22 protein-coding genes and 1 pseudogene are annotated in these 14,638 nt (G+C 67.8%); 12 read left to right on the top strand and 11 right to left on the bottom strand.

Annotated elements, in window-relative coordinates:
- Positions 1–13 precede the first annotated feature (13 nt).
- Complete coding sequence (locus HY726_02830; GenBank protein MBI4607928.1) at positions 14–793, bottom strand: hypothetical protein; 780 nt, start codon at positions 791–793, stop codon at positions 14–16.
- 487 nt (positions 794–1,280) lie between these two features.
- On the opposite strand from HY726_02830, the pseudogene HY726_02825 reads away from it, so the two are divergent.
- From HY726_02825 to HY726_02810, 4 genes and pseudogenes are all read left to right on the top strand, one after another.
- Positions 1,281–1,940, top strand: a pseudogene (locus tag HY726_02825) (helix-turn-helix transcriptional regulator).
- Entirely contained in the window at positions 1,933–2,214 is a 282-nt protein-coding gene (locus HY726_02820) for a type II toxin-antitoxin system Phd/YefM family antitoxin (protein MBI4607927.1), read from the top strand. The pseudogene HY726_02825 and the gene HY726_02820 overlap by 8 nt, the downstream one beginning before the upstream one ends.
- A complete protein-coding gene (locus HY726_02815) occupies positions 2,211–2,627 on the top strand; it encodes a putative toxin-antitoxin system toxin component, PIN family (protein ID MBI4607926.1) in 417 nt (138 codons plus the stop codon). The genes HY726_02820 and HY726_02815 overlap by 4 nt, the downstream gene beginning before the upstream one ends.
- A gap of 579 nt (positions 2,628–3,206) precedes the next feature.
- Positions 3,207–3,566 carry a tyrosine-type recombinase/integrase gene (locus HY726_02810; GenBank protein ID MBI4607925.1) on the top strand — a complete coding sequence of 120 codons (360 nt, stop codon included), beginning with the start codon at positions 3,207–3,209 and terminating at the stop codon, positions 3,564–3,566.
- Here the strand turns inward: HY726_02810 and HY726_02805 are convergent.
- On the bottom strand, positions 3,553–4,182 hold the full coding sequence (locus tag HY726_02805; protein ID MBI4607924.1) for a methyltransferase domain-containing protein: 630 nt from the start codon (positions 4,180–4,182) through the stop codon (positions 3,553–3,555). The two genes, HY726_02810 and HY726_02805, sit on opposite strands and share 14 nt — an antisense overlap.
- A gap of 226 nt (positions 4,183–4,408) precedes the next feature.
- Here HY726_02805 and HY726_02800 point away from each other — a divergent pair, with 226 nt between their 5' ends.
- Positions 4,409–5,269 (top strand): MBL fold metallo-hydrolase, encoded by an 861-nt coding sequence (locus tag HY726_02800; protein MBI4607923.1) that lies wholly within the window; start codon positions 4,409–4,411, stop codon positions 5,267–5,269.
- Between the two features lie 7 nt (positions 5,270–5,276).
- Here the strand turns inward: HY726_02800 and HY726_02795 are convergent, their stop codons facing one another.
- Positions 5,277–5,825 (bottom strand): hypothetical protein, encoded by a 549-nt coding sequence (locus HY726_02795; protein ID MBI4607922.1) that lies wholly within the window; start codon positions 5,823–5,825, stop codon positions 5,277–5,279.
- A 330-nt stretch (positions 5,826–6,155) separates the two neighbouring features.
- Between HY726_02795 and HY726_02790 the strand changes: the two genes are divergently transcribed.
- The 7 genes from HY726_02790 to HY726_02760 all read left to right on the top strand — a co-directional run bounded on the left by HY726_02790 (position 6,156) and on the right by HY726_02760 (position 9,271).
- Positions 6,156–6,362 carry a hypothetical protein gene (locus HY726_02790; GenBank protein ID MBI4607921.1) on the top strand — a complete coding sequence of 69 codons (207 nt, stop codon included), beginning with the start codon at positions 6,156–6,158 and terminating at the stop codon, positions 6,360–6,362.
- A 36-nt stretch (positions 6,363–6,398) separates the two neighbouring features.
- Positions 6,399–6,830, top strand: a complete 432-nt coding sequence (locus HY726_02785) for a hypothetical protein (GenBank protein ID MBI4607920.1) — start codon at positions 6,399–6,401, stop codon at positions 6,828–6,830.
- Positions 6,831–7,292: 462 nt separating this feature from the next.
- Positions 7,293–7,601 carry an HNH endonuclease gene (locus HY726_02780; GenBank protein ID MBI4607919.1) on the top strand — a complete coding sequence of 103 codons (309 nt, stop codon included), beginning with the start codon at positions 7,293–7,295 and terminating at the stop codon, positions 7,599–7,601.
- 128 nt (positions 7,602–7,729) lie between these two features.
- Positions 7,730–8,053 (top strand): type II toxin-antitoxin system RelE/ParE family toxin, encoded by a 324-nt coding sequence (locus tag HY726_02775; GenBank protein MBI4607918.1) that lies wholly within the window; start codon positions 7,730–7,732, stop codon positions 8,051–8,053.
- Positions 8,050–8,379: a type II toxin-antitoxin system Phd/YefM family antitoxin gene (locus HY726_02770; GenBank protein MBI4607917.1), complete on the top strand. Its 330-nt coding sequence runs from the start codon at positions 8,050–8,052 to the stop codon at positions 8,377–8,379. The genes HY726_02775 and HY726_02770 overlap by 4 nt, the downstream gene beginning before the upstream one ends.
- A 243-nt stretch (positions 8,380–8,622) precedes the next feature.
- Positions 8,623–9,048: a VOC family protein gene (locus HY726_02765; protein MBI4607916.1), complete on the top strand. Its 426-nt coding sequence runs from the start codon at positions 8,623–8,625 to the stop codon at positions 9,046–9,048.
- Positions 9,049–9,115: 67 nt separating this feature from the next.
- The gene (locus HY726_02760; GenBank protein ID MBI4607915.1) at positions 9,116–9,271 is read left to right on the top strand and encodes a hypothetical protein; all 156 of its coding nucleotides are present in this window, start codon (positions 9,116–9,118) and stop codon (positions 9,269–9,271) included.
- A gap of 14 nt (positions 9,272–9,285) precedes the next feature.
- On the opposite strand, the gene HY726_02755 is transcribed toward HY726_02760, so the two are convergent.
- From HY726_02755 to HY726_02720, 8 genes are all read right to left on the bottom strand, one after another.
- Positions 9,286–9,507, bottom strand: a complete 222-nt coding sequence (locus HY726_02755; GenBank protein MBI4607914.1) for a type II toxin-antitoxin system HicA family toxin — start codon at positions 9,505–9,507, stop codon at positions 9,286–9,288.
- Positions 9,508–9,898: 391 nt separating this feature from the next.
- Positions 9,899–10,249, bottom strand: a complete 351-nt coding sequence (locus HY726_02750) for a hypothetical protein (protein ID MBI4607913.1) — start codon at positions 10,247–10,249, stop codon at positions 9,899–9,901.
- A gap of 216 nt (positions 10,250–10,465) precedes the next feature.
- Positions 10,466–11,812 carry a magnesium transporter gene (gene mgtE / locus HY726_02745; GenBank protein MBI4607912.1) on the bottom strand — a complete coding sequence of 449 codons (1,347 nt, stop codon included), beginning with the start codon at positions 11,810–11,812 and terminating at the stop codon, positions 10,466–10,468.
- Position 11,813: 1 nt separating this feature from the next.
- Entirely contained in the window at positions 11,814–12,077 is a 264-nt protein-coding gene (locus tag HY726_02740) for a LapA family protein (protein MBI4607911.1), read from the bottom strand.
- 3 nt (positions 12,078–12,080) lie between these two features.
- On the bottom strand, positions 12,081–13,466 hold the full coding sequence (locus HY726_02735; protein MBI4607910.1) for a bifunctional oligoribonuclease/PAP phosphatase NrnA: 1,386 nt from the start codon (positions 13,464–13,466) through the stop codon (positions 12,081–12,083).
- Positions 13,467–13,528: 62 nt separating this feature from the next.
- A complete protein-coding gene (locus HY726_02730) occupies positions 13,529–13,879 on the bottom strand; it encodes a hypothetical protein (GenBank protein MBI4607909.1) in 351 nt (116 codons plus the stop codon).
- A 98-nt stretch (positions 13,880–13,977) separates the two neighbouring features.
- Positions 13,978–14,148, bottom strand: coding sequence for a cation:proton antiporter (locus HY726_02725; protein ID MBI4607908.1), 171 nt, complete (start codon positions 14,146–14,148; stop codon positions 13,978–13,980).
- A complete protein-coding gene (locus HY726_02720) occupies positions 14,132–14,599 on the bottom strand; it encodes a cation:proton antiporter (protein ID MBI4607907.1) in 468 nt (155 codons plus the stop codon). Before HY726_02720 ends, HY726_02725 begins: the two co-directional genes overlap by 17 nt.
- Positions 14,600–14,638 lie beyond the last annotated feature (39 nt).

Genomic DNA, 14,638 nt, shown 5'->3' with positions numbered 1-14,638 from the left:
AGTAATTCCCCTCCTATCGCGATGCGAAGAGATCGAAGGTCACCGCCCAGAACGTCGCCAGCCCGGTCCACCGCTGCCACGCCCCGCTCGGCCCCTCCGCCGCCTCCACGTGCTCGACCACGCCGACGATGGCGAGCCGGGTCGGAATCCCCGCCCGACGGGCCGCCTCAGCCAGTCTCAGGCTCTCCGTGAACGGCACCGCGGGGTCGTTCCGGCCATGGACGAGGACGAGCCGCGCCCTGAGTCGGGCGACGACCCGTTCCGGCGAGAGAACCTCGAGGAGCCGCCGGAGCGGTGCCGGCAGCGCGCCGATCAACGCCTCCACCCGCTCGGGATCCCGGTTCTCCACGAGCGCGGCGACAGCCGCCCCCTCGGGCGAGAGCCCGGACGGCGGCGCCGAGCCGCGAGCGTCGAGCCACTCGCTGAGCCGGAGCCGGTCGGCGGGGCGCTCGACGAGGTCCAGGTTGGCCCGGAGGAAGAGCCGGGCGCCTTCGGGGTTGGGCGCCGCGCGTACCGCGACCGCTGCGAAGGCGTAGTGGCCCGTGAGGAAGTACCGGAGGAGCTCCACGCTCGATGCGTAGCCGCCGAGGCTCAGCACCCAGCCCACCCGCTCCGCGACGCGCGGGTCCGCCGCGGCGAGGAGCGCGGGCCCCGCCCCCACGCTGACCCCGACGACGCCGACACGGGGCGCCCCGGTCCGGCGCGCCAACGCCCGGATCGCCTCGACCACAGGCTCGGCATCCTCGGGCCGAAGCCTCAGCGCCGTGAGCCCCGGTACCGTCGGGACAGCCACCCAGAAGCCGGCGCGCCCGAGAAGCCGCGCCGCCTGCTGAAGCCGCGGGTCGTGCCGGCCCAGGGGCGCGAGGCCGTGGACCAGGACGAGCGAAGCCGGGGCGAGCGCGAGCGGACGGTAGAGGCTGGCGGCGGCTCCCCCCTCCAGTGGGAGCGGGGCCGCCAGAGGCTCGCGGGTCAGGAGCGAGAGCGCGGGAACACGCCCGTCGGAGAGGAACTCGACGAGGAACGCCGTGGTGAGGCACGCGGTCCGGGCCGACGCAAGGGCGGGGAGGGCGAGGCCGAGGGCGAGAGCGAGCCAGGCGAGGCGCTTCGGGATCGCGCTACTTCCGGTTCGTTTGAGCCACAGTTTGAGAGTACCTCAGACAACGTATCCGCGCAAAAAACCGACGAACCCGAATAGACGGTAGTGCTCCTGGTATCCGCTGGCGCGGGGTGTTCTGGTAGCAGAGTGGTAGCAGGCGCCTGCCACCCCGGCCCGACCAAGGATTCCTCCGGGCATCGGACGCTCGGCGCTCCTCCTCGAGGAGCAGGTGACCGCTCCTGAACCCGTCGCGCTCGAACCCCTGGGCCTGAGCCGCCGCGAGGCCGAGGTGCTCGCGTAGGTGAGTCAGGGGAAAACGACCCCGGAGATCGCCTCGATCCTGGGCATCAGCCCGCGCACCGTGCAACGGCACCTGGACCACATCTTCGAGAAGCTGGGGGTAGGGACGCGCACCGCGGCCGCCGCGCGCGCCCTTCAGGCGGTCGGGGCCAGCGGGCGCGAGCTGCATGCCAGCCACCGGACAGTCAGAGCCAGCCCCAACGCTCCACGATCGAGACCATATCGATGCTCCGCCGGGTCTATCTGCTCTCCTCGCCGGGCTACGAAGCCTTCTTCGCTCTGGCCGACCGGCCGCGAATCGAGCGCTAAAAACCAACCTCGCCGGTCCTCGACAGCCAGGCGTCCCTCACGACGCAAGGTGTCCGCGATGCCGCCTCGGAGGCAACACGCCAGCGGGTCGCCAACGCCTTCCGACCGTACAACGATCTCTCTCCCGTCGACCTGGGTGCCATTCACCGCAGGCAAAAAGGGACGCACAAAGGGAAAATTGACAAACATGAACGTTCACAGTAATCTTCTCGCAGGAGATCGCGCGCATGACTAAAGTGCTCGGCGTGGACAAGGCGCGACCAGCCCTCGGCGCCCTGGTGGACAAAGTGGTGGCCGGGGGAGAACCGGTGGTCATTGCCAAGCGGACAGGCAGGCTGGCCGTCCTTCTGAGCTATGAGGAGTTCACGGCCCTCAAGGCACTGGCGGAGGGAAAGGCGAAAACGCGCTTGCGCCAAGCCCTCCGGGAGATTCGGCGCGCCGTTCGCAAGGCGCGTCTTCCCCGTCACCTGGTAGATGAGGCCCTGCAGGCGACCCGGGGCCTCAGGTGAACCGGGCCGTCCTGGATACCAATACGATCGTTTCCGGGATCGGTTGGAGCGGACCACCCCGCCTAATCCTCGACGCCGCCATCGCCGGCGCCTTCGTCCTCCTGATCAGCGCCGACCTCCTGGAGGAGATCCGCCGCGTCCTGACCTATCCCCGGCTGCGTGCCCTCCCACCGGCCCGGGTTCGAGAGGTGCTGGCGCTCTTGCCGCTCATCGCCCAGATGGTGGAACCGGAGGGGCGAATCAGCGTTGTGCGTCAGGATCCTGCGGACAATCGCGTGCTGGAGTGCGCGCTCGCCGGAGAGGCCACCCATATCGTCACAGGAGACGACCATCTCCTGGCCCTGAAATCGTTCCGCGGCGTACGGATTGTGGCTCCGGCCGCTTTCCTCAAGATCGTCAGCCAGCAGACCTAGCTCGGGAGCATCCACCTCCGGACCTGCGTCCGCCGATCCGACGATGGATCCGGTCGGGCAAGCTGCGCGCCCGCAAGGTCGGTCCTCAGCACATGGTCGACGAGCACGATCTTCAGTCCCTGGCCGACAGGAAAACCGGGACATTGCCCGTACCTGCCGCCTGGAGGAAGGCGAGTACCGGTGAGCCGGATCATACGTCGTCTCCACGCGGATGCCGTCGGAACCCCCCGGCACCGACGGACGAGGAGCCTTGAGCCATGCTTTCTCCCTCTTCCAGAAGACCTCGATCCGTTGACACGTTGCCAACCCGCTCCAGGAGCGGCGTGGCAACGCTTCTGCAAGTGTTGACAGTCAACGGATCGAGAAGCGTTGCCAAGCCGCATGAATCCTGGCCTGGCAACGTGTCAACGCTTCGGGCCTGAAAAACGAAGGGAAGACCCGGGTGACGGTGGATAATCTCGGGTCCAGGATCCTGACCCTCGTCACCCGGCTGTCAGGCCGGGACGAGCCCGGACCGGGGACCGCGACTACCCTGGACCGCGCCGCCACCGAAGCGGCCTACCGCCGGGCCCTGACGCACTGGTTCGAGCTGACCGCCCAGGGCCCCGACGCCGACCGGACGGAGGTGGACAGTGTCCTGCCTCTTCACTCACGCCCCACTGCCTCCGGCATACCTACGCCTCGCTCTTACTGCAGGCCGGAGTGAGCCCGGTCTATGTCCAGCGCTGGCTCGGGCACTCCTCGATCAAGCTCACCGTGGACACCTACGGCAAGTGGCTCCCGATCGGGAATAAGGGAGCCGTGGACAGGCTGGACGACGCGAGTCGTAGCAAAATGGTGGCAACCAAGGGAGGAGTCAGGGCAGGTGATCTGGAAGTGCTTGATGCCTCGCGCGATATTCTCGGGGGACGCGCCGACGGTGTGACTACTTGCGGTTGACGCAGCGGATCAGGCGCCAGCCGTTGAAGAGGTTCACCGTGGCGACCAGCTCGGGAGTCAGGCCGACCTCCCGGAGCAGTGGCCCCAGCGCCAGGTTGGACTTCCAGCCCAGGCGTGCGCAGACGGGAGCGACCAGGTCCTCGAGCGAGCCGATCAGGGGCTTTTCGCTCCGGAAATGGTTGAGGATGACGAGCGTCCCGCCGGGCTTGACGACCCGGCGCATCTCGCGCAGGACCGTGATCGGGTCCGGAACCGCGCTGATGACGTAGGTGGCGACCGCGCGGTCGAACTCGTTGTCGGCGAAGTCCGTCGCCCCGGCGTCCATCACCTTGAGCGTGACGTTGCCGAGCCGGAGCTCCTCGATCTTCGCCTGGGCCTTCTCCAGCATCCGTTCGGACAGGTCGATGCCGACGAGCTGACAGTGCGGCGGATAGAGCCGGAGATTGAGGCCGGTCCCGATGCCGACCTCCAGGATCCGATCCCCGGGCTGGATGGCGAGGAGCCTGACCGCGGCCTCGCGGCCCGGGTGGAAGATCCAGTCGAACAGAAGGTCGTAGACCGGAGAGTAGAGCGCGTAGGCGCGCTTGACCTGCCTCTTCTCGAGCTCCGAGCCCACCGATGTGACCCTCCTCCGCGTTGGATGCCGAGGCTGGTCCCGCGTCGCGTGCTGCCCCCAGGAGGCGCGTATTTTCTATCACACTCGCCGAGGCTTGCCAAGCGCGTTTTTGTCAGGCTACCCTAGGCCGCGTGCCGCGCCCGGCAGCCCCGGCATGCCACCCGGTTCTGCCCCGACTTCAGTCCTAGCATCGCTCCCACTGCTGGACGGACAGGGAGGTAACGCCATGGCCCAGGTCTTCATCCTCGGCGCGGGGACGCCGACACCTACATCCACCCGGTTCGGCTCGGCCTTCGCGGTCCAGGTCGCGGGCGAGTACCTGATGTTCGACTGCGGTCCTGCGGCCACCTACAAGCTGGTCAAGGCCGGGATCTTCCCCACCAAGGTGGACTACCTCTTCTTCACCCACCACCACTTCGACCACGACGTGGACTACCCGTGCTTTCTCCTCTGCCGCTGGGACCAGTCGATCGGCAGGGAGAACCCGCTCCGCGTGTACGGCCCGACCCTGACCGAGATCATCACCGAGCGCATCCTGGGCGAGAACGGCGCTTTTGTGCACGACTGGAAGGCCCGCGTGAATCACCCCTTGAGCCAGCGCGTCCACGTCAACCGGGGGGGCACGCTGCCGCGCACACCGCCTGCCGTGCGCGCCAAAGACGTGGGGCCGGGGCTCGTGCACCAGGGACGGGAGTGGCTGGTGAGCGCCGCTCCCGCGGAGCACGTGCAGCCGTGGCTCGACTCCCTGGCCTACCGGCTCGACAGCGCCGAGGGCAGCGTCGTCTTCACCGGGGACACGCAGCCCTGCCAGAGCGTGGTGGAGCTCGCCCGCGGGGCGGACATGATGCTCTGCATGTGCTGGGACGAGCAGGAGCGGATGATCGCCAGCGGTGAGGCCGCGGGCCAGTGCGGTACCACCGGGGCGGCGGAGATGGCGCGCGAGGCGGGCGTCGGGAAGCTGGTCCTGGTGCACGTGGGCCCGCACCTCGCCTCCCACGGCCCCATGGAAAAGGGGATCGGGGACGTCCGGCGAGTCTACGACGGCGAGATCGTCTTCGCCGAGGAGCTGATGTCGATCCGGCTGTAACCGCCCTCTAGTCGCAGGTGATCAGCTCGCGGCCCTGGAAGCAGCGGATCGTGTCGGGCTCCGGGGGATCGGTCGCCGCGCTCCAGACCCCGAGCCTCTGGAGCAGCTCCTCGTAGCTCCGGGGCCGTTCACTGTTAGCCCGGGACGCCGTCGCGGTCCGCTCGCGCACCTCTGCGTTGATGCGCGCCGTCAGCTCCGCGACCCGGCGTTGACCGTGCTGCTCGGACAAGCTCCCCGCATCGACCCGGCGCGCAACGGCCAGGCGATAGGCGAGCTGCAGATCCACCAGGTCCATGTGGGGGTAACCGCTCGCGGCCCACGCCTCGCGGATCCGGTCGTTGCTGCACCGCACCGACGCCACGTACCCGGACAGCTCGCCGGCCAGCCGCTTCTCCCGACACTCCAGCACGACCTGCTCGGCCCTTCGCTTGGCCTCCCGCTGGCGCTGGAGGGCGACCTGCTGTTTCTGGAGCGCGGCCCGCTGGGCCGGCGACATGACGGCGACGCAGCCGGCAAGCGCCACCCCGAGGAGCGTGATCGCCAGGAGCCTCGTCACCTGTCTTCCCCTTGCCTTGACGCCGGGCACCCCACAGACGCAAGCGTGTAGCACCCACCCCGAGGGCTGTCAAGGCGAGCATCCCTTCAGGAACCCCGCCGGTCGAGCCTTCGCCCGTGCCAGTCTGCGCTGGCGCGGTTCAATCCCAGTCATCGCGAGCCCGGTCGCCGGCGATGCCGAACGCCTTGCAAATCCAGGGCTTGCCCGAGCATGCCGCGCCTTGGCAGTCAGGATGGCTCCGGGAACAGCCGGGCGCGACCGAATGACTATAGAGAAGGGCCGCCCGGGCTCGACCCGGGGCTCTCTACCCAGGGGGAAACGATGCGGGATTTGGTGGCTGGGACCGTGAAGCACGGCCGAAGGTTGGTCATCACCGTAGCGGGGTTGGTCGTCCTCCTGCTCGGCCTCGTGCTGATCGCCCTCCCCGTCCCCGGCCCTGCGGTGCTGATCATCCCGATCAGCCTCAAGATCCTCGCGCTCGAGTTCTTGTGGGCGCGACGAATCCTCCAGCGCGTCGCCCTCCGGAAGCGCGATTAATTCGGGCCTCGCCTCGTGGCGGGCCTGCCCCCTGGCATGGCCGACGCCCCTCGGCTCGAACTGCGTCGGGCCTGCCTCGTGGCGGGCCTGCCCCCTGGCATGGCCGACCTCCTCCTGGTCGGTGTCGGGGCTCACGCTGACCACGTCCTGCTCGCGGATCAGCTTGACCGGGGTCGCCTGGACGAGGACTCCGTGTACCTGCTCCCGGACGCGGCCTTCAGAGCCGTGAGCCGCCTCTGCCGCGACATGGGGGAACCCTTCCCGCTGAGACAGGACCGGCTCAAGCGGGAGCTGGCGAGGGGAAGGCTCTCAGAGTGCGACCCCCGGCGCCACAGCGTCGTGGCCCGGGTGGGTGGCCAGCGGCGCCGGGTGCTCCGGCTCCGCCGGCGTGCGGTGGAGGCCCTCCTGGAAGAGGAGCTGCCGGCTCCGTCACCACCTGTCACCGGTGTCACCGGTTTTTCGGAGTAGAGGGGGCATGCCGTACACCGTGAACCTCCCCTTGGTCCTCCCCGGTGACGAGCGTTCTCCGGAGCCCTCGCACGCAGAGTCTCCTGAGGTGTCTCCTCAACGTTTTTCACGGGGATGCACGACGCCCTCCGGCAGCCGCGCCCGCGGGTGATCCCGAGCCGGCCCCGAGGTCTTCACCGGTGTGCGGCGCCTCTTCGCCGCGGCGTGAGGGAGGGGCGTTTCCCGACGCCCCCTGCGCTCAACGCGCTGCAGCCATAATGGGATTATGCTGACCAGTGTTTGTCGGCAACGGCGAGTTCCCGAACCTTGACAAGTCCTTGAAAACCGGAAAGAATTCCCGCAGTCGCTAGAGGGTTCAGCAGCGAGATATGCTGGTCAGCATACTCAATATTCGGCTGACAAGCGAAGCGAGAGATGAAGAGCACTCGAGCGCGATCGTTGTCGGCGGGTGTGAGGAAGCGAGTGCGGCGTAAGACCGGGAGCCGGTGTCACGTCTGCGGAGGCCCCCTCGGGCCAAAGTGGTCTGCAGACCACGTGCGCCCACGGGCCCGTGGGGGAAGGGACGCCGAGAACAACTACCTGCCAGCATGCGGGACTTGCAACGGAACGCGGTGGCACCGCCCTTCCGGCGTCATCCGGCGCGTTCTTCGGCTTGGGACTTACCTCCTTCCCGAGATCCGCAAGAAGACTAAGCTCGGCAAGGCGGTCCTCGAGCACTACCGCCAGCGGCGGCGCCGGAACAAGGCGCGGAGAGGACGGTCACGCAGATGAGGCAGCCGAACCCCGCAGTCCACCGGGCCGGGCGCTCGCGTTGCTCGCGCTCCGGCCGGTGACCGCGAGTTAGACGCATAACGCAGGAACTTGCGCCACGCGACCGTTTTGGCTAGAATCTGGCCAGAATGTGTCGAGAGATCTTCCTCGCGCCCGAGGCGGTGGAGGACTTCGAGGCAGTGAGGGCGTATGACCGCGCAATGTTGCGTGAAGCCATCGAGACGCACCTCCGCCATGAACCCACGAAGACGAGCAAGCGTCGAATCAGGCGGCTGCGTGGGATACGGCGGCCGCAATATCGATTGCGCGTCGGCGAGATCCGGGTCTTCTACGACGTGACCGACAGAGAGGTGGAGATTCTGGCTATAGTGCCGAAGAAAGAGGCTGCGGCGTGGCTTGAGCGCTACGGGCAGTCGGACAAGACCAAGGGGGAAGACGAGGAAGCAGAATGAAGAGGGTTGCCTTGTCGGAAGTCAAGGATGATCTGTCGCGTTACCTTCGGCTGGCCGCGAAGGAAGAGCTTGTCATTACCCGTCACGGGAGGGCAGCGGGGGTGCTGATCGGGTTTGAGTCGGAAGAAGACTGGTTTGACTACCGCCTTGAAAGCGATCCCCGGTTCTTGAACCGCATCGCCGTGGCTAGGGCCAGCCTCCAAGCGGGGCGTGGCGTGCGTTTGGAAGATGTAGACGCCCCGTCTAACAAGGGCGCTCCACCCAACCGCGGCCATCGACGCGTTCGGCCCAAGCGGGCACGGTCGCGGTCTGGCCGCGGCGGGTGAGCGCCAGCGATGGCCCGACGCTCGCCGCCGTTGCTTCGCAACGCCCACTCGCTCTCGGGCCATCGGGGCGGCGGCGCGGGCGCGCCGCGTGCGTGGGCCGCTCGCGCGGCCCATCACGCGGCTGGAGCCGGCAGGCGCTTCAGCAAGCCAGCTTGCCTCTGCGCCTGCGGCTCAGCCGCCGCCCCGTTCGGCCGCTGCGAGAGCAGAGAGAAGTACCGATGTGCGGGAGGTCCAGGGCTGTCGATGAATAGGCGAGTAAGAGCTCTGGGAGAAACCGTCTTACGCGTCAAGAACCTTTCGGCCGTCAAGCGCTTCTACACCGATATCATCGGCCTCGATATCCTCCAAGAGTTCGAACGAATCGCCTTCTTGAAGGTTTCAGACGGCTACGGCGGCCACACTCAGATCATCGGGCTCTTCCATGAATCTTTGCCTGCGCCATTCCCGAAGGACCCACGCGAACCGGTTCGTCTTGAGCAGACATCCCTTCACCACTTCGCACTCGAGATAGATAAGAGCGACTTCGACGCCGAGCTAGGCCGCCTTCGGGGCCTTGGCGTCGATGTCACGACATTCGAACATCGATGGTGTCACTGGCGATCGCTGTACGTGCGAGACCCGGAAGGGAACATCTTAGAGCTCGTGTGCTACGACGAGTCCATCCAGTAAGCGGCCTAACCTCACGCGGGAGCGGGCGTTAGGAGGGTGTTTCTCGCCCGAGCCACCGGAGCGAGCAGTGGACCGCCCTGTTGACGCCATCTCCTACGCGGGCGCGCGAGGGGAAGAGCGCTCGCTGGCCGTTCGTATGCGCCGAGAGGCCATCCGGGTGAAGGCCGTCCGCCAGATGTGGGTGGAGACAGGACTGAAGCCCGGCGACGGGGTCCGGCGCTGATAAAACCGTCAGCGTCAATCGAGCAGCGCGGCGAACTCCTCGACAGTCAGCCCAGCCTTCCGAATCAGGGATCGCAGAGTTCCGGGATCGAGTTCGTCGTGGTCTGGAACGGAGAGGGTGTAGAAGGTCGCCGGTTTCTTCAGGATGATGTGGCTGCCCTTCCGGCGGGCAACCACCCATCCGGCTCGCTCAAACGCCTTGACGGCTTTCGCCCCGGAGACGACGGGCAATGGCATCGAGATCCACCTCAATCAGCCGCTCCCATACCTCCGGGGGAACCGGTCGCGGGTGTCCGTAGGCCTCAAAGAGTTGAACCGGCCGGCCCGACGCATCCTTTTCTTCCCCAAGGACGAATCCGAGCCGGACCTCCAATGTCCCTTCGACGGCTTCCTGGATATTGCGCAACGCCTCTTCCTCAGTGCGGCCCTGGCTAGTCGCTCCAGGGACCTCAGGCGCCTCCGCGATGATCCAGCCGCGTTCGCCACGTGAGAGATGGACAAGGAGGCGGATCACCCGCTCACCCATGAGCTTCGGCGTCTCCTCTCGGATTCCTCACGCGAATAGTTTACACCAGCCGCAAGCTGAACCAAAAGGCCTTCATGACATACCCAGTTGGATCGTGCCCCGTTACGACCGCTCCTCGAAGAAGAAGCGCGTGACCACCGGCATGTGGTCCGAGATCTCCTCGCTGACCTCCTTGATGTAGCGCTTGATCTGGGCGGCCTTGGGCTGCGTGTCCAGGAGGGCGCCGAGCGACCGCCAGCGGACCACGGCCGGATCGCCCGCGAGCTCGTCCACCGCCGCGATCGAGAGCGCCACCAGGTCCAGGCGCGACCCGATGCGCTGCTTGTTCTTGAAGTAGAGGTGACTGATCGCGGACTTCGTGTTGATGGATCGAAATCGCGCCCGGCCCGCGCCTTCGAGGTCGTGGAAGCTGCGCCAGGCCGGGGCATCCGGCGGCTCGTTCCAGTCCCCCATGATGATGTGGGTGGAGACAGGACTGGAACCCGGCGACGGGCTTCGGCGCTGGTTCAGGGTCGAGCTTGAGGACGCCTGGATCCTGACGGTCTACTACGACGAAGCCCTTGAGAGTTGGTTCTCTCGGGAGAACGTGTGAACTGGGACGTGTGTGGGGCGCTCACGCCGGAGTGTAACGCAAACCATGGGTGCCTGGGTGGCCCCCCGCCGAGTGCCCTACAGCAGGAACTTCATCAGGAGGGTGGCCAGCCCCAGGAAGGAGAAGAAGCCGAACACGTCGGTGAACGTCGTGATGATGACGCTGGAGGCGATCGCGGGGTCGATCCGGAAGGTCTTGAGCGCCAGCGGGATGAGTACGCCGACCGCGGCGGCCACCAGCATATTGAAGAGGAGAGCCAGCCCGAGGATCAAGCTCAGGAGGAACTGCCCTCGCCAGACGTAGGCGATCGCCATCATCAGCAGGCCGTTGGCGGCGCCGGTGGTGAGGCCCAGCAGGATCTCCTTCCGCAGCACCCGCCTGAGGTGACCCGCGGTCATATCGCCCAGGGCGAGCCCGCGGATCACGACGGTGGCGGTCTGGGTGGTCCCGATCCCGCCCATGGAGGCCACGATCGGCATGAACACCGCCAGGAGCGCCAGCGACTGGATCGACTCCTCGAAGAGCCCGATCACGGAGGCGGCCAGGATGGCCGTGGCCAGGTTGATGAGCCGCCAGACCATGCGCTTGGTGAAGACCGTCCGAGGCGGGTCGAAGACGGTCTCGTCCCCTGCGACCCCCGCGAGGCGCTGGATGTCCTCGGTGGCCTCCTCCTGGATGATGTCGATGACGTCGTCCACCGTGATCGTGCCGAGGAGCCGCCGGCCCTGATCCACCACGGGGATGGCGACGAGGTTGTACTTCGCCACGAGCCGGGCCACCTCCTCCTGGTCGGTGTCCGGCGTCACGCTCAGCACGTCCTCCTCCCGGATCAGCTTCACCGGCGTGGCCAGGTCGGCGGTGATGAGCCGGCGGAACGGGACCACGCCGACCAGGTGATCGTGGTCGTCCACCACGTAGAGATAGAAGACCTGCTCGCTGGAGGCCGTCTTGCGCACGTGCTCGATCGCCTGGGCCACCGTCGCCTCCTCGTGGACTGCGACGATGCGTGGGGACATGATGCGCCCCGCGGTCTTCTCACCGTACTCGAGGAGCTCCTGGACTTCCTCGGCCTGCTCCTCCTTCATGAGGTCGAGGACCTTCTCGGCCTGCTCGTCGGGCAGCTCGTCGACGATCTCGGCGGCGTTGTCCACGGGCATCCGGTCCAGGATCCCGGAAAGCTCCACCTCGTCCAGCGCCCGCACGAGCTCCAGGAGCGTCTGATCGTCCATCTCGTGCAGGACCGCTCCGGCCTGCTCCCGGTTCAGCAGGCGGAAGAGCCGGATCTGCACGGCCGCCGGCAGTTCCCGGAGCGCCCGGGCGACGTCGGAGGAGTGCGACTCCTCGAGGAGCTGGGCGAGGCGCTCCTCGCGCCCCCCCTCCAGGAGGTCCTTGACGATCTCGTCGAAGCGGTTTGAGGCATCCATGTCAGGTCACGGGTCTGGGTGGCTCGGGGGTCCGCAGCCGGGCCTCGAGCTGGCGGATCTGGGCGCGGAGCTTCCAGCGCTGAACCAGGCCGACGAGGCTCACCAGGAGGCCCCCGACAGCCAAGGACACGAGAATCACCCCGGCCAGCGGTGCGCCCTCGATCTTCCACGCCAGGAAGCTGACGGTTACGCGGTCGGCGTTCTGAAGGGCGAAGACCGCCACCGCGATGGCCAGCGCGGCGACGAGCAGATAGACCAGCGGCACGGGTCACTCGGCATCGGGCCCCCGGAGGGCCCGGAGGAAGCGATCCGCGATTTCCTCCCTGAGCGCGGCCTCGGAGACCTCCCCGACCCTGGCCCGCCAGTCCTTCAGCTGGATCACCGCCTTCGCCATCGCCCGATGGCCTCCGGCGAGCCCAAGATCGCCGAAGGCCAGACGCGCCACTTCCCCCGCGCTCCTCACGTACCCGACGTTTCTCACCGAGATATGAAGCTCCCCGTTGACGACACCGGACACTACCGACCACTCGATCCCGGCAACCTGGAGGAAGAGGTCCGCGAACTGGGGGATCAGGCTGCCCTGACCCACGCTCCCCAGGTGGGAGAACAGGACACCGCGCAGGATCTGACGACGGGCCAGGCCGTGGGCCAGGATGTCCAGCGCTTCCGGCGGGAGCTCGGGCCGCTCGATCCGGCGGAGCGCGTTGTGGTTGGCGAGGAGGTACAGGAAGGCGAAGGCCTCCATGTCAGCCCGGGTCGCGCCCCGCTCGAGGTGGAGCGTGTCCGCCTTGATGCCATAGAGAAGGGCGGTGGCCAGCCGCTGCGTCACCTTGACCTCGGCGGCGCGCAGGTACTCGGTGAGGATGGTGGAGGTGGCGCCGTAAGCCGGCCGGATGTCCTTGAGGAGCACCTTCACCGTCCGGTCCTCCGGGTGGTGGTCGATCACCAGGTCCACGGCGTCAAAGCGCTCCTCGAAGAAGCCCGGCTGGGTATCGACCATGGCGACGCGGTCGTACGCGTCGAGCGCCCGGCTCTGGATCTCCTCGACCTCGATCTCCAGCAGCTTGCAGAGGGCCAGGTTCTCCGGGCGCGTGATGGTCCCGAAGGTCGCGATAGGCGCCGAGGCCTTGTTGCGCCCGAGCAGCGTGCGAAGGGCGAGCGCCGAGGCGATGGCGTCAGGGTCGGGGTCGTCCTGCATCATGATGAGGACGCGCTCGGCGCTCTCGAAGTGCTGCCGGATGCGCTCCACCCTGGCCCGGAGCGTCGCGCGCTCGAGCTCCGGCTGGATCACCCGCTCGGCGAAGGCGGCGAGCGGGAGCGTGGTGACGCCGGCGGGGTTCCCGTTCAGGGGCGCTGCGTCATCCGTGAGGACCAGCACAGGCGCGTGGGGGGCGACGGCCCTGAGCGCGGCCAGCATCCGGGGGAGCCGGTCGGCTGGCCCCGCGAGCAGCGCGGGCTCGGCGCCGCTCTTAAAGGCCCGCCGGTAAACCGCCGGCTCCTCGAGGTCGCCAGCGAGGGCGTGGCCCCCCCGGCGCGCGATCCGCGCCCGCGCCGCGCTAGCGCGTACGACGAACAGGGGCGGCTCGCCGGGAAGCGAGGCGCCCCGCAGAAGCTGGGCCAGGAAGTCGTCGGGGCAGATGAGAAGCGGGCGCATGTCGCGCTCCTGTCCGATTCTACCGCCGGGGACCGGACCGGGCAAAGGATCGGCGGGCTCGTTCAGCCCTTCTGGCCCCGACGATACGCCTCGGTGCCCGCCCTCACCCCCGCCCTGAGCGCGCGGCGCAGGCGGCCGGTTTCCCGCTCGACGCGCTCGCGGCTCGCGTTCAGGACCTGGCTCACCCGCTCGAGTGATTTCTGGAAGGTCTCGCGAACCTGCTCGGCCCGCGCCACCGTCTGCTTTTCGAGCCGCGTGAGCCGTTCCTTCGCGCTCCCGGTGGACTGACGGGCCTGGCTCCTGAGAAGGCGGAGGTGCCCCTCGAGGGCGGCCAGCCGCTTCTCCAGCTCTTCGACCTTGCCCTTGACCTCTGCTGCACGCCGACGTGTCGGCCTGTCCGTCTTCGGGCTCATCTCGCTGGCTCCTCCCCCGGAGCCGCGCCTCGCGCGCGGCCCCGCGTCCCGCCAACTCTACCGCGCGTGGGTGGGCCGGGTCCAGAGGGTGGGGAGGGTCAACCGCCGCGCCCGGGCGACGTTCGGTAGAGAGCCTTGAGCCAGAGCGGGGCGACGAAAGTCGTGACCATGACCATGGCGACGAGCGCCGCGTAGAGGCTCGCCTCGATCACGCCGTTGGCCAGCCCGACCTCCGCGAAGATCAGCCCGACCTCACCGCGCGGGATCATCCCAACTCCCACCAGCCAGCGTCGAACGCCGCGCTGGTACACCCCCAAACCGGCGGCGAGCTTTGCGAGCACGGCCACGGCCGTCAAGAGCACCGCGAGCGCCAGGCTCCCATGGGCCGCGAACGGGTTGAGCGTCACGGGCTGCACCTTCATCCCGATCGTGACAAAGAAGATCGGCAAAGAGATCGGCGACGGGCTTGATCTGCTCCTCGATGTGGGCGCGCCGCTCGGTCTTCGCCAGGATCAAACCGGCGGCGAACGCGCCGATGATCGTCGCCAGACCGACCCGGTCGGCCACCGCCGCGAGGAGGACGCAGGAGCCCGAACAGAAGTTCGCGGAGTTCCATGTCGCCCAGCTGCGTGTCGGAAAACGCTCTTCGAGCGCGGGCTTTGCCCGCGCAACCGATTCCCGGGGGAGGCTTCGGATGGGGCCGTCCAGTCCCCCACCCATTGTCCCACCTAACACAGCGCCAGTCACTAATACACATCT

The sequence above is a fragment of the Candidatus Rokuibacteriota bacterium genome (assembly GCA_016209385.1).
GTDB lineage: Bacteria > Methylomirabilota > Methylomirabilia > Rokubacteriales > CSP1-6 > JACQWB01.
Note: the sequence above shows the minus strand (reverse complement) of the source record. Positions and strands in the feature narration are given on the sequence as shown.